Source organism: Roseateles sp. GW821-FHT03B02 (assembly GCF_059421025.1).
Genome location: NZ_JBWKUV010000009.1, coordinates 71,141 through 90,661 on the forward strand (window position 1 = coordinate 71,141; position 19,521 = coordinate 90,661).

General features: G+C 70.5%; 16 protein-coding genes and 1 pseudogene. 10 read left to right on the forward strand and 7 right to left on the reverse strand.

Going from position 1 to position 19,521, the window contains the following annotated elements:
* Positions 1 to 100 precede the first annotated feature (100 nt).
* On the forward strand, positions 101 to 1,654 hold the full coding sequence (locus AC07VX_RS21540) for a methyl-accepting chemotaxis protein (RefSeq protein WP_493167462.1): 1,554 nt from the start codon (positions 101 to 103) through the stop codon (positions 1,652 to 1,654).
* A gap of 6 nt (positions 1,655 to 1,660) precedes the next feature.
* On the opposite strand, the gene AC07VX_RS21545 is transcribed toward AC07VX_RS21540, so the two are convergent.
* Positions 1,661 to 2,899, reverse strand: coding sequence for an NADH:flavin oxidoreductase/NADH oxidase family protein (locus tag AC07VX_RS21545; protein WP_493167461.1), 1,239 nt, complete (start codon positions 2,897 to 2,899; stop codon positions 1,661 to 1,663).
* A 74-nt stretch (positions 2,900 to 2,973) separates the two neighbouring features.
* Between AC07VX_RS21545 and AC07VX_RS21550 the strand changes: the two genes are divergently transcribed.
* A complete protein-coding gene (locus tag AC07VX_RS21550) occupies positions 2,974 to 3,372 on the forward strand; it encodes a MerR family transcriptional regulator (protein ID WP_493167460.1) in 399 nt (132 codons plus the stop codon).
* Positions 3,373 to 3,402: 30 nt separating this feature from the next.
* On the opposite strand, the gene AC07VX_RS21555 is transcribed toward AC07VX_RS21550, so the two are convergent.
* Together AC07VX_RS21555 and AC07VX_RS21560 are read right to left on the reverse strand one after the other, a co-directional pair.
* Complete coding sequence (locus AC07VX_RS21555; RefSeq protein ID WP_493183949.1) at positions 3,403 to 3,696, reverse strand: flagellar basal body rod protein FlgC; 294 nt, start codon at positions 3,694 to 3,696, stop codon at positions 3,403 to 3,405.
* A 93-nt stretch (positions 3,697 to 3,789) separates the two neighbouring features.
* Positions 3,790 to 4,722: a GGDEF domain-containing protein gene (locus AC07VX_RS21560; protein ID WP_493167458.1), complete on the reverse strand. Its 933-nt coding sequence runs from the start codon at positions 4,720 to 4,722 to the stop codon at positions 3,790 to 3,792.
* A gap of 125 nt (positions 4,723 to 4,847) precedes the next feature.
* On the opposite strand from AC07VX_RS21560, the gene AC07VX_RS21565 reads away from it, so the two are divergent.
* The 3 genes from AC07VX_RS21565 to AC07VX_RS21575 are packed head-to-tail and all read left to right on the forward strand — an operon-like array spanning position 4,848 to position 9,521.
* Entirely contained in the window at positions 4,848 to 7,910 is a 3,063-nt protein-coding gene (locus AC07VX_RS21565; RefSeq protein WP_493167457.1) for an amidohydrolase family protein, read from the forward strand.
* A 1-nt stretch (position 7,911) separates the two neighbouring features.
* A complete protein-coding gene (locus tag AC07VX_RS21570; RefSeq protein WP_493167456.1) occupies positions 7,912 to 9,234 on the forward strand; it encodes an amidohydrolase family protein in 1,323 nt (440 codons plus the stop codon).
* Entirely contained in the window at positions 9,231 to 9,521 is a 291-nt protein-coding gene (locus AC07VX_RS21575) for an immunity protein Tsi6 family protein (RefSeq protein WP_493167455.1), read from the forward strand. The genes AC07VX_RS21570 and AC07VX_RS21575 overlap by 4 nt, the downstream gene beginning before the upstream one ends.
* On the opposite strand, the gene sbcB is transcribed toward AC07VX_RS21575, so the two are convergent.
* Together sbcB and AC07VX_RS21585 are read right to left on the reverse strand one after the other, a co-directional pair.
* Positions 9,522 to 10,955 (reverse strand): exodeoxyribonuclease I, encoded by a 1,434-nt coding sequence (gene sbcB, locus AC07VX_RS21580; protein WP_493167454.1) that lies wholly within the window; start codon positions 10,953 to 10,955, stop codon positions 9,522 to 9,524. It lies immediately after the preceding gene.
* Between the two features lie 29 nt (positions 10,956 to 10,984).
* On the reverse strand, positions 10,985 to 11,497 hold the full coding sequence (locus AC07VX_RS21585) for a hypothetical protein (protein WP_493167453.1): 513 nt from the start codon (positions 11,495 to 11,497) through the stop codon (positions 10,985 to 10,987).
* Between the two features lie 107 nt (positions 11,498 to 11,604).
* Between AC07VX_RS21585 and AC07VX_RS21590 the strand changes: the two genes are divergently transcribed.
* Positions 11,605 to 12,348 (forward strand): transporter, encoded by a 744-nt coding sequence (locus tag AC07VX_RS21590; RefSeq protein WP_493183951.1) that lies wholly within the window; start codon positions 11,605 to 11,607, stop codon positions 12,346 to 12,348.
* Here the strand turns inward: AC07VX_RS21590 and AC07VX_RS21595 are convergent, their stop codons facing one another.
* Positions 12,349 to 13,482, reverse strand: a complete 1,134-nt coding sequence (locus AC07VX_RS21595) for a beta-ketoacyl-ACP synthase III (protein WP_493167451.1) — start codon at positions 13,480 to 13,482, stop codon at positions 12,349 to 12,351. It lies immediately after the preceding gene.
* Between the two features lie 94 nt (positions 13,483 to 13,576).
* On the opposite strand from AC07VX_RS21595, the gene AC07VX_RS21600 reads away from it, so the two are divergent.
* Complete coding sequence (locus AC07VX_RS21600) at positions 13,577 to 14,884, forward strand: DUF3422 family protein (protein ID WP_493167450.1); 1,308 nt, start codon at positions 13,577 to 13,579, stop codon at positions 14,882 to 14,884.
* Here the strand turns inward: AC07VX_RS21600 and AC07VX_RS21605 are convergent.
* Positions 14,874 to 15,635 carry a DeoR/GlpR family DNA-binding transcription regulator gene (locus AC07VX_RS21605; RefSeq protein ID WP_493167448.1) on the reverse strand — a complete coding sequence of 254 codons (762 nt, stop codon included), beginning with the start codon at positions 15,633 to 15,635 and terminating at the stop codon, positions 14,874 to 14,876. The genes AC07VX_RS21600 and AC07VX_RS21605 overlap by 11 nt on opposite strands.
* A gap of 60 nt (positions 15,636 to 15,695) precedes the next feature.
* On the opposite strand from AC07VX_RS21605, the pseudogene AC07VX_RS21610 reads away from it, so the two are divergent.
* The 3 genes and pseudogenes from AC07VX_RS21610 to AC07VX_RS21620 form a co-directional block, all read left to right on the forward strand.
* A pseudogene (locus tag AC07VX_RS21610) lies at positions 15,696 to 16,298 on the forward strand (NUDIX domain-containing protein); the annotation flags it as partial.
* Between the two features lie 579 nt (positions 16,299 to 16,877).
* The gene (locus AC07VX_RS21615) at positions 16,878 to 17,855 is read left to right on the forward strand and encodes a GMP reductase (protein WP_493167104.1); all 978 of its coding nucleotides are present in this window, start codon (positions 16,878 to 16,880) and stop codon (positions 17,853 to 17,855) included.
* A gap of 152 nt (positions 17,856 to 18,007) precedes the next feature.
* Positions 18,008 to 19,516 carry an amidase gene (locus tag AC07VX_RS21620; protein ID WP_493167105.1) on the forward strand — a complete coding sequence of 503 codons (1,509 nt, stop codon included), beginning with the start codon at positions 18,008 to 18,010 and terminating at the stop codon, positions 19,514 to 19,516.
* Positions 19,517 to 19,521 lie beyond the last annotated feature (5 nt).

A 19,521-nucleotide genomic window follows, 5' to 3' on the forward strand; every position in this document is an offset into this window, starting at 1 on the left:
CCGGCGGGCTTCTTTTCTTGGAGAGGCCCCGACCTGGCGCTCGACCAGGCTCCCCGAAAACGACCGACAGCCTGGGCACAACCATTGCTAGTGCCCATCCATGATCGTCCTGCTGACCCGCTTCAAGATCGGCCCCCGCCTGGCCGCCAGCTTCTTTGCGCTGCTGATCGCCATGGGTGGTCTTTGCGCGCTCGCCCTGTCGGGCCTGCATGAACTGGCAGGCCAGTTGCGCTTCATCCGCGACGACCGCCTGCCCAAGGTCGAACGCCTGGTGGCCGTGGCCGACAACGTCAACGTCATCGCCCGCCAGACCCGCAACATCCTGCTATTCGACGACACCGCCAAGCGCGACGACTGGCTGGCTTCCATCGACAAGGCGCGTGCAGACACCGCCGCGCTGTGGGCCCAGATCGACCCTGGCATCCGCTCCCCGGAGGGCCGCAGGATGATGGCGGACGCGATGCGACTGGGGCAGGCCTTCGACACCAGCCTGACGGCCTTCATGGGCCATGCCAAGGCCGGCCAGATCCGCGAGGCGAGCGAGCTGCTGCAGACCGGCCTGCGGGATACGCAGCTGGCCTACATGAAACAGGTGGACATCATCAAATCGCGCGAAATCGCCCGCATCGGCAAGACGGCAGACGACGCCGATGCCCTCTACGAACGCTCCCGCCTGCTGGTGCTGGCCGGTAGCGTCGCGCTGCTGGGCCTGGGCGCCCTGCTCTGCTGGGTCATCACGCGCTCCATCGTCGCGCCGCTGCGCCGTGCCGTGCGTGACGCTCGGCGCATCGCCGCCGGCGACCTCAGCGCGCCCGTCAAGGCCCGTGGCCGCGACGAAGCCGCCGAGATGCTGAAGGCGCTGGGCGAGATGCAGCAGGGCCTGCGCGGCATCGTCCACGAGGTGCGCGCGGGCGTGGCCTCCGTGGCCACGGCCAGCCAGCAGATCGCGCAAGGCAACCAGGATCTCAGCGCACGCACCGAGGAACAGGCCTCCTCGCTGCAGCAGACGGCCGCCAGCGTCGAGCAGATCAGCGGCAACGTGCGCGAAGGCGCCGAGCATGCCTTCGAGGCCAACGAGCTGGCGGGCCGCGCGCGCAGCGTCGCCGAGCGCGGCGGCGCGCTGGTGGAGCGCGCGGTCGGGCAGATCGGCCAGCTGGAGGCATCCAGCCAGCGCATCGCCGACATCGTCGGCGTCATCGACGGCATCGCCTTCCAGACCAACCTGCTGGCGCTGAATGCCGCGGTCGAGGCGGCGCGCGCCGGTGAGCAGGGCCGCGGCTTCGCCGTCGTGGCGGGTGAAGTGCGTCAACTGGCCCAACGCTGCGGCGAGGCGGCCCGCGAGATCAAGGGGCTGGTGCAGGGCTCGGTCGATCAGGTGCAGGGCAGCAGCCAATTGGTGCGCGGCACCGGCGAGGTGATGGGCGAGATCGTGCAGCAGATCCAGCGCGTGTCAGCCATGGTGGGCCAGATCAGCCAGAGCTCGCGCGAGCAGGACCAGGGCATCGTCGAGATCCACCAGTCCATGGGCCAACTCGACGACATGACCCAGCGCAACGCCGCGCTGGCCGAGGAGAGCACGGCCGCCGCCGAGAGCCTGCGCCTGCAGGCCGAGCGCCTGACCCGGGCCGTGGCCAGCTTCCGGCTGGAGGCCTGAGGCCGCTCAGCCGCGCGCCGCCCGCCAGCTGCGGTAGCGGCGCGTCAGCCGACGGGTGCGCAGCTGGTCGGCAATCAGCGTCCACAGCGGCGAAGCCTGCCGCTGCGGCGCCTTGCCGGCGGCCATGCGCTGCAGCTGCCGCCGCACCAGGGCCATGGTCGCCAGGCCCACCATCACCTTGTCCTTCCAGCCCACCTCGGGCCGAGGCGCCACGCGGGCCTCACCGGCCTGCCACTGGCGCGGCAGCTCGGGCGCCATGGCCAGCGCCGTGCCCAGGCCCACCAGGGCCACGCCGCCAGCCAGCACGCTCTCGGCCACGGCCGGGCGGCTGATGCCGCCGGTCGTCATCAGCGGCATTGTGGCCACGCCGGCCAGCGTTGCGGCGAACTCCAGGAAATAGGCTTCGCGCGCCAGCGTGCGCCCGTCGGCCGTGCGGCCCTGCATGGCCGGACTCTCGTAGCTGCCGCCGGACAGTTCCAGCAGGTCCAGACCCTCGCCGTTCAGCAGCTCGACCACGCCGCGCGCGTCCTCCTGGCTGAAGCCGCCGCGCTGGAAGTCGGCCGAGTTCAGCTTCACGCCGACGCCAAAGCCCGCCGGCACCGCCGCCTTCACGGCCCGCACCACCTCGATCAGCAGCCGCGCGCGGTTGGCCAGGCTGCCGCCCCAGCGGTCCTCGCGCCGGTTGCTCAGGGGCGACAGGAACTGGTTAAGCAGATAGCCGTGGGCGGCATGGATCTGCACGCCGTCGAAGCCCGCCTCGGCCGCCCGCCGCGCCGTCGTCGCGAAGCGCTGGATGACCGCGATGATCTGCGCCTCGCTCATCGGCTGCGGCGCGGCGAAGCGGCTGGAGTGCTTGCCCAGGTCGAGGGCCACGTCGGAGGCGCTCAGCGCCACCTCGCCCATGGCCGCGAACACCTGGCGGCCGGGGTGGTTGATCTGCATCCAGACCTGGCCGCCGCCGCTGCGCGCGGCCTCAGCCCAGGCCTTGAAGCCGTCCAGCGGCGAGTGCTCGTCCAGCACGACACCGCCCGGGCCGGTCAGGGCCGCGGGGTCCACCATGACGTTGCCGGTCAGCATCAGCCCCGCGCCGCCCTCGGCCCAGCGCCGGTACAGACGCCCGAACTCGGGGCCGGGCAGTTGCCCAGGGCCGGCCAGCCCCTCCTCCATGGCCGCCTTGACGAGGCGGTTGGGCAGCTGGCGGCCGTTGGGCAGGGTCAGGGGCTGGAACAGCGGGCTGGTAGGCATGGCAAGGCGCGGTGGCAGTTAAAGCGCTGCAGATGCTAAGCTTCAAGCCAACTTTAAAGTCAAGCCCATCCACCATGAAGATCGGCGAACTGGCCCGACGCACCGGCATGGCCACGTCAGCCATCCGCTTCTACGAGTCCAGCGGCCTGCTGCCGGCAGCCGAGCGCGGCGCCAACGGCTACCGCCAGTACGGCGACGCTGCCCTGCAGCGCCTGCAGATGATCCAGCTCGGCCAGAGCCTGGGCTTCGGCCTGGAGCAGCTCCGCGAGCTCTTCGCCGCAAGCGGCGACGGCCTGCCCCATGACCTCATCCTGGAGGGGCTGGGCGAGCGCTTGGCCCAGATCGACCGCCTGGCAGCCGACCTCGCACGCCAGCGCGCCGAGACGCTGGCCCTGCGCGAGCGCCTCACGGCCGAATGGGCTGCCGGTCGCTGCGTGAGCTTGGCCGAGCCGGCCAAAGAAAAAGCGGCCTGAGGCCGCTTCTGTCGCCGGTGGCGGGGCCGCTCAGGCCTTGATGTCCAGCAGCGCGCCGGTCGTGTTGATCTGCGTCTGCAGCACCTTCAGGTTGGCCACGAAGGCATAGGACGCCGACTGCTGCTCGACGATCTCGTTGGCCGGGTTGATCTCGCGTTCCGGCACCTTGTCGACATTCGTCGGCTCGACGCTGGCGCGGGCCTGGTTGCCGGCGGCCAGGTTGGCGATGTTGGACGCCGACGCCCGCAGGCGCTCGTTCGCGGCCGAGATGCCGGACAGGGCGGTGGAGATGGCGACGTTCATCTGGATCCAGTTCTTGAGCACTCACGCCGTACATCGGCAGCGCCCGGGTGAACTTTAGAACAATCGGCGAAAAACCCCGCATTTCCGGGGATCACCGCGCCGCTGACCGTGAAATCAGCCCGCCAGTTCCTCGTAGCCGCCGGCGGACACGAATACGCGCACGCTGTCGCCGCCCGCCGCCTTGGCCTCGGTACAGGCCAGCGCCCCCGCGCCGAGCACGGCGTCGACGGTGCCCAGCGTCGGCTGGATCTGCACCACGCCCAGCGAGGCCTTCACGCGCGTGCGGTGCAGGCCCCAGCGCAGCCGGTAGCCGGCCACGGCCGAGCGCACCTTCTCGGCAATGATCTGGGCGTAGTGCTGGTCGCAGTCGGGCAGCAGGATGGCGAAATGGTCTTCCTCCAGCCGCGCAACGAGGTCGGAGGCGCGCACCTTGCTGATCAGCATCTGGCCCAGGCCGTAGAGGAAATGATCGCCCACCTCGGCCCCCATGTCCTTGACGACCTCGGCAAACCGGTCCACGTCCAGCCACAGCACCGACACCGGCTCGTTGCGGCGGCTGCCCACATGCTCGGAGAGCCGGCGCTCGAACTCGCGCCGGTTGGCCAGCTCGGTGACGCTGTCGTGCTTGGCCGTCCAGGTCGGCTGCAGGCGCGCCGCGCGGGCGGCCGTCACGTCCTCGACGATCCACAGCGCCTCGCCCGTGGGTGCGTCCCAGTGCACTGGCGTGGCCTGCAGCCGGCCCCAGAAGCGATGGCCGTCGCGCTTGACGTACTCGATCTCCTCGTCCAGCGGCCGGCCGGCGGTGAAGGCCGCCGCGGCACGCTCCAGCAGGGCCGTGTGGGCCATGTCCGTGGTGTGGACGCCGCGCGTGGGCTGGCCGGTCAGGTCGCTGTCGTCGCCGAAGCCGAACAGGTGGTTGAACTCCTCGCTGACGACCTCGAAACGCTGGCCGGACACGAAGGCCATTGCGGTAGGCGCACGCACCAGCAGGGCACGCAGGCGGGCGGCGGTGGTGTCCTCGGAATGGGCGGGGGCAGCGCTGCTCATGAGGGTCTCCGAATCGATCTTCTAAGCCCGACTATCGCAGGACTGCCGGCTTTCGGCCATGACGCACATCACACCGTTAGAGTCCGGGGCTTCGCCGCATTGCGGCGCCATGACAAGACGCGACGATGCGCTTGCTTCCCCTCTTCTCGCTCACCCTGCTGGCGCTGGCCGCCCAGGCCCAACAACTCAGTGAAATCCCTCAGGGCCTGCGCGACGCGACGCCGCGCTGGCACGCCCTGACCGGCGCCCGCCTGGTGCTCGCGCCGGGCCAGGTGGTGGAGAACGGCACGCTGGTGATGAAGGACGGCGTCATCGTCGCCGTCGGTGCGGACGTCAAGCCGCCCGCCGGCGCGCGCGTCTGGGCCCTGCAGGGCCGCACCGTCTACGCCGGCTTCGTCGACGCGGCCAGCGGCCTGGGCCAAGGCCGCATCGAGCTCCCCAAGGCCAAGGGCCTGACGCCCGGCCAGCGCTGGGTGCGCGCCGAGTTCCACCAGGCCGCGGCGCTGGAGATCAGGCCCGACGAGCTCAAGGCCGCACGCGAGCAGGGCTTCACGACCGCGCTGTCGCTGCCGCCGGCCAGCGGCGTCTTCCGCGGCCAGAGCGCGCTGATCAGCCTGCGCGACGGCGCCGACGCCCGCAGCCTCGTGCTGGCGGCCGACGTGGCCCAGCACGTGGCCCACGACTACCAGGCCTTCGACTTCGAATCTGGCGGCCGCGCGGGTCTGGTGACCTACCCGACCTCGCTGATGGGCAGCGTCGCGCTGATGCGCCAGACCTGGCTGAACGCCCGCTGGGCGGCCGGCCCCCAGCCCGTGGGCGAGCGGCGTGAGTTCAACGCCGGCCTGGCCGCGCTGGCGCCCGCCGCGGCCGGCAGGCAGCCGGTCATCCACGAGGCTCTGGACGAGCAGGACCTGGCCCGCATCGCCAAGACCCGTGACGAGTTCGGGCTGAAGGTCATCGCCCAGGGCACCGGTCACGAGTACCGCCGCGCGGCCCAGCTCAAGGCCCTCGGCCTGCCCGTCATCCTGCCGCTGGCCTACCCGGCCGCGCCCGAGGTCGAGCAGCCCGAGAGCGCGCTCGACGTGCCCCTGCATCAGCTGCAGCACTGGGAACGGGCGCCCGGCAACGCGGCGGCGCTGCAGGAGGCCGGCGTGGAGTTCGCGATCTCCACGCAGGGCGTCAAGGATTTGCGCAAGGACTTCTGGCCCCGGCTGCGCCAAGCCGTACAGCGTGGCCTCAAGCCCGAAGCAGCGCTGGCCGCGCTGACGACCACACCCGCGCGCCTGCTGGGCCAGCCCCGTCTCGGCCGCCTCGCGCCGGGGCAACTGGCCGACGTCGTCGTCGCCAGCGGCGACCTGTTCACCAGCGACCAGGCCGAGGTGGAGATCGCCTTCGTCGACGGCCAGCCGCTGCCGACCGAGGCCTGGGAGCGCTTCGACGCCCGCGGCCGCTGGACGGTCAAGCCCGCCGGCAGCGCCGAGCAGAGCTGGCAAATCGCCGGCACGCGCGCCCGGCCGACGCTGCAGGTGGACGGCAAGGCCTGCGAGCTGCAGCAGCGCGGCCGCGAGCTGCTGCTGCGCTGGCCCTGCGAGGGGAACATCAGGGACAGCCTGCGCCTGGAAGGCCGCGGCGCGGCGATGGCCGGCGCGCTGACGATGGCCGACGGCCGCACCCAGGCCTGGACGGCCACTCGCGTCGCGCCGTATCAGCCGCCCCTGGCCCAGCCCGCCGCCCAGCCTTCGCCTCCGCCCGCCACCTTCCCGGCCGGCGTCTTCGGCCGCGCCGCAGCGCCCGAGCGGCCGGCTGTCGTACTCGTGCGCAACGCGACGGTCTGGACCAGTGCCGCCGCCGGCAACCTGGAAGCCACCGACCTGCTCGTGCGCGACGGCCGCATCGCCGCCATCGGCAAGGTCCTCGCCACACCGGCCGGCGCCCTCGTCGTCGACGCCACGGGCAAGCACCTCACACCCGGCATCATCGACGCCCACTCCCACACCGCCGTCAACCGCGGCATCAATGAGTTCGCCCACTCGGTGACGGCCGAGGTGCGTGTGGCCGACGTCGTCGACGCGACCGACATCAGCCTCTACCGCCAGCTGGCTGGCGGCGTCACGAGCAGCAACCTGCTGCACGGCTCGGCCAACGCCATCGGCGGGCAGAACCAGGTCATCAAGCTGCGCTGGGGGCTGGACGCCGAGGCGCTGAAGTTCGAGGGCGCGCGGCCCGGCATCAAGTTCGCGCTGGGCGAGAACGTCAAGCGCGCGAACTTCCCTGCCACCGAGACTGACCCACGCTACCCGACAACGCGCATGGGTGTCGAGCAGGTCATGCGCGACGCCTTCCTGGCCGCCAAGGCCTACCGCGAGCAGCGCCGCGCCGACCCGGCTACGCGCCGCGACCTGCAGATGGACACGCTCGTCGAACTGCTCGAGCGCAAGCGCGTCATCCACATCCACAGCTACCGCGCCGACGAGATCCTGATGTTCATCGCGCTGGCCAGGGAGTTCGGCCTGGAAGTGGCCACCTTCCAGCATGTGCTGGAGGCCTACAAGGTCGCGCCGGAGATCGCGGCACTGGGCGCGGGCGCCTCGGGCTTCTCGGACTGGTGGGGCTACAAAGTCGAGGTGCAGGACGCCATTCCCTACAACGGCGCCATGACGCAGAAGGCCGGGGTGCTGACCAGCTTCAACTCCGACAGCGACGAGCTGGCCCGCCGCCTGAACACCGAAGCCGCCAAGGCGCTGCGCTACGGCGGCAAGGCCTGGGGTATGACCGAGGCGGACGCGTTGAAGTTCGTCACCATCAACCCGGCGAAGCAGCTGCGCATCGACGGCCGGGTGGGCTCGCTGGAAGTGGGCAAGGACGCCGACTTCGTGCTGTGGAGCGCCAACCCTCTGTCCAGCGCGGCCAGGGCCGAGCAGACCTGGATCGACGGCCGCCGCTACTTCGACCTCGCCGAAGACGCGCAGCTGCGCGAACGCGACCGCGCCGAGCGCGCCCGCCTCGTGGCGCTGGCCTTGCCGGAACGCGCCAAGGCAGCGGCGTCACCCGAGGGACGCCCCGCCACACCGCTGGCCGCCGCGCTGGACCAGCTCGAACTGCAGCGCTGGCTGCACCAGGCCAACCGCGACCGTCAGAGCTACTTCGGCGGCGATGCCTGGCATGAGTGCACCCTGGATGCGTACTGACATGAAGCTCACCCTCACCCCTCTTCTGCTGGCCGCCGCCCTGGCTGCCCAGGCCACGCCCAACACGCCGCCCCCGCCGCAGCGCGAGCCGCTGCTGCTGCGCAATGCGACGCTGCACCCGGTCAGCGGCCCCGTCATCGCGGGAGGCAGCCTGCTGATCGAAGCCGGCAAGATTCGCGCGATCGGCACCGACATCGCGGCGCCGGCAGGTGCCAAGGCCATCGACCTCGGCGGCCGCCACGTCTACCCGGGCATGGTGGCGGCCAACACCAGCCTGGGCCTGGCCGAGATCCGCTCAGTCAATGCGTCCATGGACAGCACCGAGACCGGCCCGCTCAACCCCAACGCGCGCGCCCTCGTCGCCTTCAATGCCGACAGCGAGCTGCTGCCCGTCACGCGGGCCGGCGGCGTGCTGGCCGCGCTGTCCGTGCCCGAGGCCGGGCGCACGGGGCTCATCGCCGGCACCTCGGCGCTGCTGCAGCTGGAAGGCTGGAACTGGCAGGACATGGCGCTGGTGCCCGAGGTCGGCCTGCACATCGCCGTGCCGCGGCTGCGGCTGAACAGCGCCCTCTTCCCGACCCAGCCCGAGGCGCGGCTGGCCGAGATCCGCCGCTCCACCGAGGCGCGGCTCAAGCTGCTCGACGATGCCTTCGAGAGCGCCCGCGCCTACGCCCTGGCCCGCACAGCCGACCCGGCCACACCCATCGACACCCGCTGGGAAGCGATGCGCCCCGTGCTGCCCGCCACGCCGGGCGCTGCGCCTGCGCGGCCGGTCATCATGCATGCCGACGACATGGCGCAGATCCGCTTCGCGCTGGACTTCGCGGCGCGGCACGGGCTCAAGCTCATCCTCAGCGGCGGCGCCGATGCCTGGCGCGTGGCCGACACGCTGCGCGAGCGCAACGTGCCCGTCATCATCGACGGCCTGCTGCGCCTGCCCATGCGCCGCGACGACCCGCCGGACGCCCTCTTCAGCCTGCCCGCCAAGCTGGCCGCCGCCGGCGTGCGCTACTGCATCGCCGACGGCGGGCGCGATTCGACGAATGCCCGCAACCTGCCCTTCGAGGCCGCGCATGCCCGGGCGTTCGGCCTCTCCGACGACGAGGCGCTGAAGGCCGTGACGCTCTACCCGGCGCAGATCCTCGGCGTGGCCGACAGGCTGGGTTCGCTGGAGGTCGGCAAGCTGGCGAATCTCTTCGTCGCTGATGGCGATCCGCTGGAGCCGGCAACGCGCATCGAGCGCGTCTTCATGCAGGGCCGCGAGGTGGAGTTGAGCGACCGGCAGACGGTACTGAGGGACAAGTACCTGAAGCGAACGCCGTGACGCCGCTGGAAGTGGTGGACCTTGCGCTGTCGCTGGCCAAGGCACGGCTGGCGCAGGCGCCCACCTTCAGCCTCTACCAGTCGATCCACGCACAGCTCGACTACCTCCACAGCGTCCTCGCCGGCACAGAGCACAACCGCAGCCGGCTGCGGGATCTCAACTTCGGCGTGTACGCGGCCAAGGAGTTCGAGGACTCGGACCCCGAATTCGCAGCCGCACTGCACCCGGCCTACTGGGTCGCATCACAGATGGCCAAGGGCCTGAAGCTTGTAGACGTTCCGCGCTGACTACGGCGCGATCTGCTCGGCGTAGTCATACAACGCCGACAGGATCTCCTCGCCGCGCTCGTCCGCCGATTCGCCCAGCTGATCGATGCGCTCCATGAAGGCCGACAACGTCTGCGCGCCGCCCTCCCCTTCGTGCAGGCGCGCGGCCAGATGGGCCTGCCAGCGCTCGGCCTCCTCGGCCGACAAGGTCGCGGGGAAGTTGCGGGCACGCCAGCGGAACACCAGCTCATCAAGCCGCCCATCCTGGAAGGCCAGCTTGCCCTGGGCTGCACGTTCGGCGAGTTGCTCGGGCGCCGAGGTGCGCACGCGGTTCAGCGCGCGGCGGTCCTCGTTGCCGATGAAGCCGCCGTAGAGATCTTCATCGACGTCGGCCGGCGCGAAGGGCTCGCGCTGGAAGACGTCCAGCCACAGCCCGTCCAGCAGCCGGCCCTTCTCGGCCAGCAACTTCGCGTTCGCCAGTTGCGCCTCAACGTCATGCCCCCAGCGCTCGGCCATGGCCGGGCTGAGCGTCTTCAGGTTGCCGATGACGATGGGACTCTTGTTGACGTGTATGGTCTTGATCGGCAGCCGCGTGACGCCCTCGGGCAGCGCATCCTGCTTGGTGAACATGCGCTCGCGGATGGCTGCAGCGTTCAACGTCAGCAGCTCTTCGGGCGAGGCCGAGCAGTCCCAGACGATGAGCTCGTTCTTGTTGGTCGGGTGTGGCGCCAGCGGCCAGACGACGGCGATGCAGCCGCGCTCGGGGCCGTACATGCCGGAGATGTGCAGGAAAGGTTTGCCGATACCGATCTCGTCCCACACGGCCTGCTTGGTCCTCAGCTTGACGCAGAAGTCCCACAGCTTGGGCTGGGCGTTGCGCAGCTTGCGCGCCAGCGCCACGGTGGCACGCACGTCGGACAGCGCATCGTGCGCCGCCTCGTGGGACACGCCGTTGGCCACGGTCAGGTGCTCGAGCTTGAAGCTGGGGCGGCCGTCCTCGTGCTTCGGCCATTCCATGCCGTCGGGCCGCAGCGCGTAGGCGCAGCGCACGACGTCCAGCAGGTCCCAGCGGCCGCAGCCGTTCTGCCACTCGCGGCCGTAGGGGTCGATGAGGTTGCGCCAGAAGAGGTGGCGCGTGACCTCGTCGTCAAAGCGGATGGAGTTGTAGCCCACGCCCACCGTGCCCGGCAGGGCCAGCACGGTCTCGATGGCGGCAGCGAACTCGTGCTCGGGCACGCCGCGCTGCAGGCAGTGCTGGGGCAGGATGCCGGTGAGCAGGCAGGACTCGGGGTCCGGCAGGTAGTCGGGCGCGGGCTGGCAGTACAGCATCAGCGGCTCGCCGATCTCGTTGAGCTCGGCATCGGTGCGCAGGCCGGCGAACTGGGCGGGGCGGTCGCGCTTGGGCACGCGGCCGAAGGTCTCGTAGTCGTGCCAGAAAAAGGTCAGGTCGCTCATGCCGGCACGATAGCCGATGGGCCGCGGGCTCAGAGCTTGGCGATCTGGATCCTCAGCACGTACTGCATATTGCAGGGCGTCCCGGCGCACCGACCGGGCTTGAAGGGCGTGGCCGCCAGCACCTGGGCCACGAAGCGCGCAAAACCGGCATCGACCTTGCCGAAAGTGTCGACATGCCGGACCCGCCCCGTGCTGTCCACGTCGGCCAGCAGCGTGAGATCGCCCAGCGCGGGCAGCTTGTCGCCGCCGGTCTGGACGGCCCTGAAGACGGGCAGCAGCCCCTGTTCGGGAAAGGGTGGCTCGTCGCCGGCCGGCATGCCTTCGTAGTTGGCCCTCACCAGCGCTTTCTCGCTGGCGTCGAGTTCGGCATAACGCCGGTTCAGCGGCAGGCCATCCGCACGGCCAGCCGTGCCCGCGATGTGCGAGCCCACCTCTTGCACCCGCAGCTCGAACTGCTTGCGCGGCGGCTCCTGGCCGAAACCGGCCTGACTGGCCACCGAAAGCACACAGCAAGCCACCACCCGGCCAACAAGGAAAGACATGGAGACACTCCCTGGGTTGATTCTGCAGACATGCGACCGCCCCACGATAGCGGATGCGGCCCGCCCACAAGCACCCTACATTGCCGACGATGCCCCGCCACCGCGCCATGAAAGCCCTGATCCTCGCCGCGCTGCTCGGCAGCTGCGTCGCCGCCGAAGCCGACGACGCGATCTCGCCCGACCGGCCCGACTTCACCAACGGGCCCGACGTGATGGCCGCCAGCCGCTTCCAGATCGAAACCAGCGGCGCGTGGCAGCGCGACGGCTCGACACGGCTGCGTTCGACGCCGACGCTGCTGCGCCTGGGCGTGGGCCATGACCTGGAGCTGCGGCTCGAGACGGACGGCGCGCTGCGCCAGCGCAACCCGGATGCCAGCGGCCGCGGCGATCTCGCCGTCGGCTTCAAGTGGCAGTTGCAGGACGGCGACGAGGGCAAGCCCGGCATGGGCTGGCTGTTCGAGGTGCGCACGCCCACGGGCAGCGGCGATTTCAAGGGCCGGGGTCTGCGGCCGGCACTGAGCCTGCTGACCCAATGGCAGCTGCCGGATGGCTGGTCGCTCGGCACGATGGCCGGCGCCTTCGTCGACCGCAACGACGCCGATCAGCGCTACACGGCCGGCCTGCTGTCGGCCAGCCTCGGCATCCCGCTGGGCGAGAAGCTGCACGGCTTCGTCGAGATCGCCGGCCAGCAGCTCGCGTCCCGCCGCAACGGCGGCAATGTCGTCACGGCCGGCACGGGCCTGGCCTGGCAGCTGACGAACGATGCCCAGCTCGACAGCGCCGTCTTCCGCGGCCTGACCCGCAACACACCCGACTGGGCGTGGACGGTCGGCCTGTCGCTGCGCTTCTGATCAGCGCTTCTTCACGACGACGCTGCCGATGGAGTAGCCGGCGCCGAAGGAGCAGATGACACCGGTGTCGCCGGCCTTCAGGTCGGCGCGGTGGTGATGGAAGGCGATGATGGAGCCGGCCGACGCCGTGTTGGCGTACTCGTCCAGGATCAGCGGCGCCACCTCGCTGCCCGCCTCGCCACCCACCAACTTCTTGATGACGAGCTGGTTCATGCCCTGGTTGGCCTGGTGCAGCCAGAAGCGGCGCAGCTGCGTCGGCTCCAGGCCCAGCTTGGCCAGATGCGCCTCGATGTGGGCGGCGGCCATGGGCACCACTTCCTTGAAGACCTTGCGGCCCTCCTGGTAGAAGGTCAGGTCGCGGGCGTCGGGATCACGGTCTTCGGCGCGGTTCATGAAGCCGAAGTTGTTGCGGATGTTGCTGCTGAACTGCGTGGCGAGCTGGGTGCCGAGGATCTCCCAGGCGTCGGCACCCGTGGCCGTGTCGGCGCGCTCGACGACGAGCGCCGTGCAGACGTCGCCGAAGATGAAGTGGCAGTCGCGGTCGCGCCATTCCAGGTGGGCTGAGGTGATCTCGGGGTTGACCACCAGCACGCATTTGCTCGCCCCCGTGCGCACCGCGTTGAAGGCCTGCTCCAGCGCGAAGGTGGCCGAGGAGCAGGCCACGTTCATGTCGAAGCCGTAGCCGCCGGCGCCCAGCGCCTGCTGGATCTCGACCGCCATAGCCGGGTAGGCGCGCTGCATGTTGGCGCTGGAGCAGAGCACGGCGTCCACGTCGGCGCCCGTCTTGCCGGCGGCAGCGAGCGCCTTCTGCGCGGCGTCGACGGCGATCTCGGCCATCAGCGACAGCTCGCCGTCGGCGCGCGGCGCGAAGCGCGGATACATGCGGGCCGGGTCCAGCACGCCGTCCTTCTCGATGACGTAACGCTGCTTGATGCCCGAGGCCTTCTCGATGAACTCGACGCTGGAATGCGTCAGCGGCTGGCGCTCGCCGGCGGCAATAGCGCCGGCGTGGATCTCGTTCTGGCGGTCGGCATAGGCGTTGAAGGCCTCGACGAGCTCGGCATTGGTGATGACGTGGGGCGGGCGGTACAGGCCGGTGCCGGAGATGACGACGGCCGGGAATGATGCTTGCATGAGGAGGACGCCCTGCTGATGTACGAAGCCTGAAAGTTTATCGAGCCAGGCTGGTGCATCCTCTAGGCACTAGTCTGGAGCCGTGGACTCAGCCATGCACGAAGACAGCCTCCTTCCCCCCGACGACGCCCTGCGCCTGGCCCTGCACAACGAGGTGCATGCCCGCCCGCCAGCGCGCATCCGCCTGCCAGCCGTCATCGTGCATGTGGCCGTGCTCAACGACGGCATCAGCCGGGCCGACGAGCATGCGCATCTGCGCCGGCTACCCGGCCAGCATGAGCTGGTCGAGGAGGCGCTGAACGCCAACTTCCTGCGCCTGCGCTGCGGCGAGTTCTCGCTGAAGTGGGAACGCCATGCCGAGTTCACGCGCTATGCCGTCATCCAGCCGCTGCCCGCCGACGCCGAGCCCGGCGCCCAGACGCTGGACGGCCTGGCGCTGCGCGTCGCACCCGACTGGCTGGCCCGCATCCCGGGGCGCACCTTCGCAGCCATCAAGCTGGTCATGATCGAGCGGCCGCTGACCTTCGCGCCAAGCGCACTGGCGGAGGCCCGCGCCTGGTTCGGCGCCCATGCCGTCGTCGCGTCGACGATGGGCGGCCATTCGCTGGTCGTCACCGACTTCTGCCTGCGCGCCAGCGGCTTCGAGCACATCCTCGTGCTGGCCGAGCCCGGCACGCCCGAGACCCGCGCCGGCCGCATCTGCCAGCGCCTGCTGGAGCTGGAGACCTACCGGTTGATGGCCCTGCGCGGCCTGCCGGCGGCGAAGTCGCTGGGCGGCACCCTGGCCGAGGTCGAGGCGACGCTGGCCAGCATCACCGCCCGGCTGGAGCGGCGCGGCGCCTCGGAAGCCGAGCTGCTGGACGACCTGATCTCGACCGCCGCCCGCATCGAGCACGCGACGGCCGAGCACCAGTACCGCTTCGGCGCGACGCAGGCCTATCACGCCATCGTCGAAGCCCGCATCGAGGAGCTGCACGAAGGCAAGGTGGCCGGCACGCAGTCGCTGGGCGAGTTCATGCAGCGGCGCCTCTCGCCCGCCATGGCCACCGTTAACGCGACGGCGCAGCGTCTGGCGGGGCTGTCGCAGCGCATCTCACGCGCCAGCGCCCTGCTGCGCACACGGGTGGACATCGCCACCGAGGCACAGAACCAGCAGCTGCTGGCCCAGCTCAACAGCGGCCAGCGCACCCAGCTGCGCATGCAGGCCACGGTGGAGGGCCTGTCCATCGCAGCCATCACCTACTACGTCGTCAGCCTGCTGCTCTACTTCTTCAAGGCGCTGAAGGCCGAGGGCTGGCTGCCGGTGCAGCCGGAGCTGGCAGCGGGGGCGGCCATTCCACTCGTGCTGCTGGCCGTGTGGCAGACGACGCGGCGCATCCACCGCCGCTTCTTCAAGCACTGACGGTCACGATCTCCAGGCCCGGTCGGCGCAACGCCTCCACCTGGGCCGCGTCTGCCTGCGGCGTGACCAGCAGCGTGCCCAAGGCCGACAGCGGCGCGACGCGGTAGGGAGAAACCTTGCCGAGCTTGTCGCTGCTGGCCATCAGCACGGTCTCGGCCGCGCCGGCCATCAGCAGGGCCTTGACCTGAGCCTCCTCGGCATCGCCGGTGGACAGGCCGAAGCCCGCTTCCACGCCGGTCACGCCGAGGAAATAGCAGTCCGCCCGCAGTGCCTGGATGGCCTGGGCCACGCCCGCGCCGACGGCCACGCCGGAGTGCTTGAAGAGCCGCCCGCCCAGCATCAGCACCTCGACGCAGGGGTGCTCGATCAGCGCAGCCGCGACGACGGGGCTGTGCGTGGCCACCGTCGCGCGCAGCGTGGCCGGCAGCTGCCGGACCATGGCCAGCGTGCTGGTGCCACCGTCGACGAAGACCAGTTGGCCGTCGGCAATCAGCGAGGCGGCGTGGCGGCCCAGCGCCTGCTTCTCGTCCACCGCGATGACGCTGCGCCGCGCCAGGTTGGCCAGGGCCGGGGACACCGGCAGCGCGCCGCCGTGCACGCGCTGCAAGGCGCCGCGGGCGGACAGCTCGCGCAGGTCGCGGCGGATGGTGTCCTCCGACACCCGCAGGCGTTCGGCCAGTTCGCGGGCCAGCACACGGCCGGCGCGCTGCAGTTCTTCCAGGATGGCGAGGTGGCGTTGCTCGGTCAGCATCTGCGGGCTTGCATGGTTTTGCGAGATTGTGCATGCTTTATTTTCAATACAGGAATCATCATGCAAATATCGACACATTCAGGCATCGCCGATCTGCCCCTCGCCGAACGCGTGCGGGTGCGCCGGGAGACGCTGCTGTCCGACAACTGGTACACGCTGAAGACCACGCGCTTCGACTTCCTGCGCAGCGACGGCCGGTGGCAGACCCAGGACCGCGAGACCTATGACCGGGGCAACGGCGCCTGCATCCTGCTCTACCAGCGTGCGCGGCGCCGCGTGCTGCTGACGCGGCAGTTCCGCTATCCCGTCTTCGTGAACGGCTGGCAGCGCCTGATGGTGGAGGCGGTGGCCGGGCTGCTGGACGAGGCCGACCCGGTCAGCTGCATCCGCGCCGAGGCCGAACAGGAGGCCGGCGTGAGGCTGCGCGAGGTGCAGCCGCTGTTCGAGGCCTACATGAGCCCCGGCTCCGTCACCGAAAAGCTGCACTTCTTTGCCGCCGAGTACGAGGACGACGACCTGTTCGGCGAGGGCGGCGGCCTGGTCGACGAGGGCGAGGACATCGCCCGCTTCGAGATCGGGTTCGACGAAGCCATGCGCCAAGTCGAGGCCGGCGAGATCGTCGATGCCAAGACGATCATGTTGCTGCGCTGGGCCGCGCAGCATGTCTTTGGCACGACACCGCGGCCAGGGCCGCTGCTGGTCTTCATTGCCGGCCCCTACCGCAGCGGCACGGGCGACCGCGAGGACCTGATCGCGGCGAACGTGCAGGCCATGCAGGACGCCGCCGTGCAGGTCGCTGCCCTGGGCCATGTGCCCATCCTGGGCGAATGGGTCACGCTGCCGCTGATCGAGGCCGCCGGCGGACAGCGCGGCGACGCGGTCTGGGACCGCTTCTTCCACCCCCATGCCCAGGCCCTGCTGGAGCGCTGCGAGCTGCTGCTGCGCATCGGTGGCGCCTCGGCCGGCGCCGAGGCCATGGTCCGGGCCGCCCTGGCCCGCGGCCTGGCCGTGCACTATGCGCTGGCCTCGATGCCAACAAGGCCTGCGTAGAATCAATCACCGGGCCCAAATTTTGTCTTCGGCCCGGCGCGTCGCGCCTTGACCTCGCAAGCGAAGTCAAGGCGCGACGCGACGGCCTCCACGGCCGTCGAGGGCGCCCGCCCTCTTGCCGAAGCAAGTCAAGCGCTCGCAGCCCAGGTCGCGCACTGCCTAACGCGCGCCGCAACTGTGAACACCACTGACATGGAAATCTTCGACTACGACAACATCCTGCTGCTGCCGCGCAAATGCCGCGTGGAGAGCCGCTCCGACTGCGACACCTCCGTGCAGTTCGGGCCGCACCGCTTCCGCCTGCCGGTGGTGCCCGCCAACATGAAGACCGTGGTGGACGAGCCCATCACCGAGATGCTGGCCCGCGAGGGCTTCTTCTACGTGATGCACCGCTTCGACCTCGACAGCCTGGCCTATGCCAAGGGCATGCGCGACAAGGGCCTGCTCGTGTCGCTCAGCGTCGGCGTCAAGCCGGCCGATTACGAACTGGTCGACAAGCTCGCCGCCGAGGGCGTCGGCGCCGACTACCTGACCATCGACATCGCCCACGGCCATGCCGAGAGCGTGCAGCGCATGATCGCCCACATCAAGCGCAAGCTGCCCGCCACCTTCGTCATCGCTGGCAACGTCGGCACGCCCGAGGGCGTCATCGACCTGGAGAACTGGGGCGCGGACGCAACCAAGGTGGGCGTGGGCCCCGGCAAGGTCTGCATCACGCGGCTCAAGACGGGCTTCGGCACCGGCGGCTGGCAGCTCTCGGCGCTGAAGTGGTGCTCGCGCGTCGCCACCAAGCCCATCGTCGCCGACGGCGGCATCCGCCACCATGGCGACATCGCCAAGAGCGTGCGTTTCGGCGCCTCGATGGTGATGATCGGCTCCCTGTTCGCCGGCCACGAGGACTCGCCGGGCCAGACCGTCGAGGTCGACGGCAAGCTCTACAAGGAGTACTACGGCTCGGCCAGCGACTTCAACAAGGGCGAGTACCGCCACGTGGAGGGCAAGCGCATCCTCGAGCCGGTGAAGGGGCGTCTGGCCGACACGCTGCGCGAGATGCAGGAAGACCTGCAAAGCTCGATCTCGTACGCCGGGGGCACGCAGCTGACGGATCTGAAAAAGGTGAACTACGTGATCCTCGGCGGCGAGAACGCGGGTGAACATTTGTTCATGTGATTTCCTGCTGCCCCAGGGAATCACCGACCGCGCCAGCGTGAGCCTCGCGCGCCGGCGCAGTCAAAACGCCGCCAAGCACCTCTGCTTGTAGCAACCCGCCTGTGCACCGGCGTTGCGGCAAGCCCTTCGGGGTGCAGCCAAAATGCAGGCACATGTCTGCAAGCGCCCTCATGGACTTCGTCACCTACCGCCGCCACGATGCCACTTCCCTGGCCGCCGAGGTGGCGGCAGGCCGGGTCAGCGCCGCAAGTCTGCTCGATCTGGCCCTGGCCAGGCTGGCCGAAGTGCAGCCCCGACTCAATCCGGTCTGCCGGCCGATGGAGGCCGAGGCCCGCGCCCAACTCGCGCGCGGCATGGGCAGCGGCCCGCTGCCCGGCGTGCCCTGCCTCATCAAGGACGTGGCGGAGGACTACGCCGGTGTGCCAACGAGCTGGGGCAGCCGGGCGCTGGCCGCACTGCCGCCGCCGCGCGAGCACGCCCATGTCGTGCGGCGTCTGCTGAATGCCGGCCTCGTCGTCTTCGGCAAGACCAACGCGCCCGAGCTGGGGCTGAAGGGTGTCACCGACCCGCTGGCCTTCGGCCGCAGCAGCAACCCTTGGGACACGCGCCGCACGCCGGGCGGCAGCAGCGGCGGCTCGGCAGCGGCCGTCGCGGCGGGTGTCGTGCCCATGGCCGCGGGCAATGACGGCGGTGGTTCCCTCCGCATCCCGGCCGCCTGCTGCGGCCTGGTCGGACTCAAGCCGTCGCGGGGGCGCGTCTCGGTCGGCCCCGGCGCCGGCGAGGTCTGGTTCGGCGCCTGCAGCGAGGGCGTCATCTCGCGCAGCGTGCGCGACACGGCCCTGGCACTGGACATCCTCAGCGGCCCCGAGCCTGGCGACCCGGTCGCCCTGCCCGCACCGGCCACGCCGTTCGTCGAGCAGATGCGGCTGCCGCTGCGCCGGCTGCGCATTGCCTGGTGCGCGGACTCGCCCATCGGCGAACCCGTGCACGACGAGGCGCGTCTCGCTGTCGAGCGCAGCGTTGCGCTGCTGAAAAGCCTCGGCCATATCGTGGAGCCGGCCAAGCCCGATCTCGACGGCCGCGCGCTGGCCAACAGCTATCTGCACCTCTACTTCGGCCAGGTGCCGGCGGCCCTGCGGCAAGCCGTGGCCCAGGGCGGCCGCGAGGGAGACTTCGAGCCGCTGACCCGCCTCATCGCCACGCTGGGCCGCGCCACCAGCGCCGAGACGCTGACGCTGGAACTGCTGCGCTGGAACGACTACGCCCGCAGCCTCGCAGCGCTGCACGCGCGCTACGACGTCTACCTGACGCCAACGCTGGCCTCGCCGCCCGTGCTGCACGGCACGGGCGACCCGCCGGCGCTGCAGATCGCCGTGCTCGGCGCCCTGCGGGCCTCGGGCCTGCTGAGCCTGCTCAAGCGTGCCGGCCTGCTGGACGGTGTCGTGCGGCAGATGGCAACCGACAGCCTGCGCCATGTGCCGTTCACCCAGCTCGCCAACCTGACCGGCACGCCCGCCCTCTCGCTGCCCTTGCACTGGACGGCCGATGACCTGCCCCTGGGCGTGCACTTCAATGCCGCGCCAGGCCAGGACGGCTTGCTGCTGCAGCTGGCCGCCGAGCTGGAAACCGCACAGCCCTGGTTCGACCGCGTGCCGCCCTAGAAGCG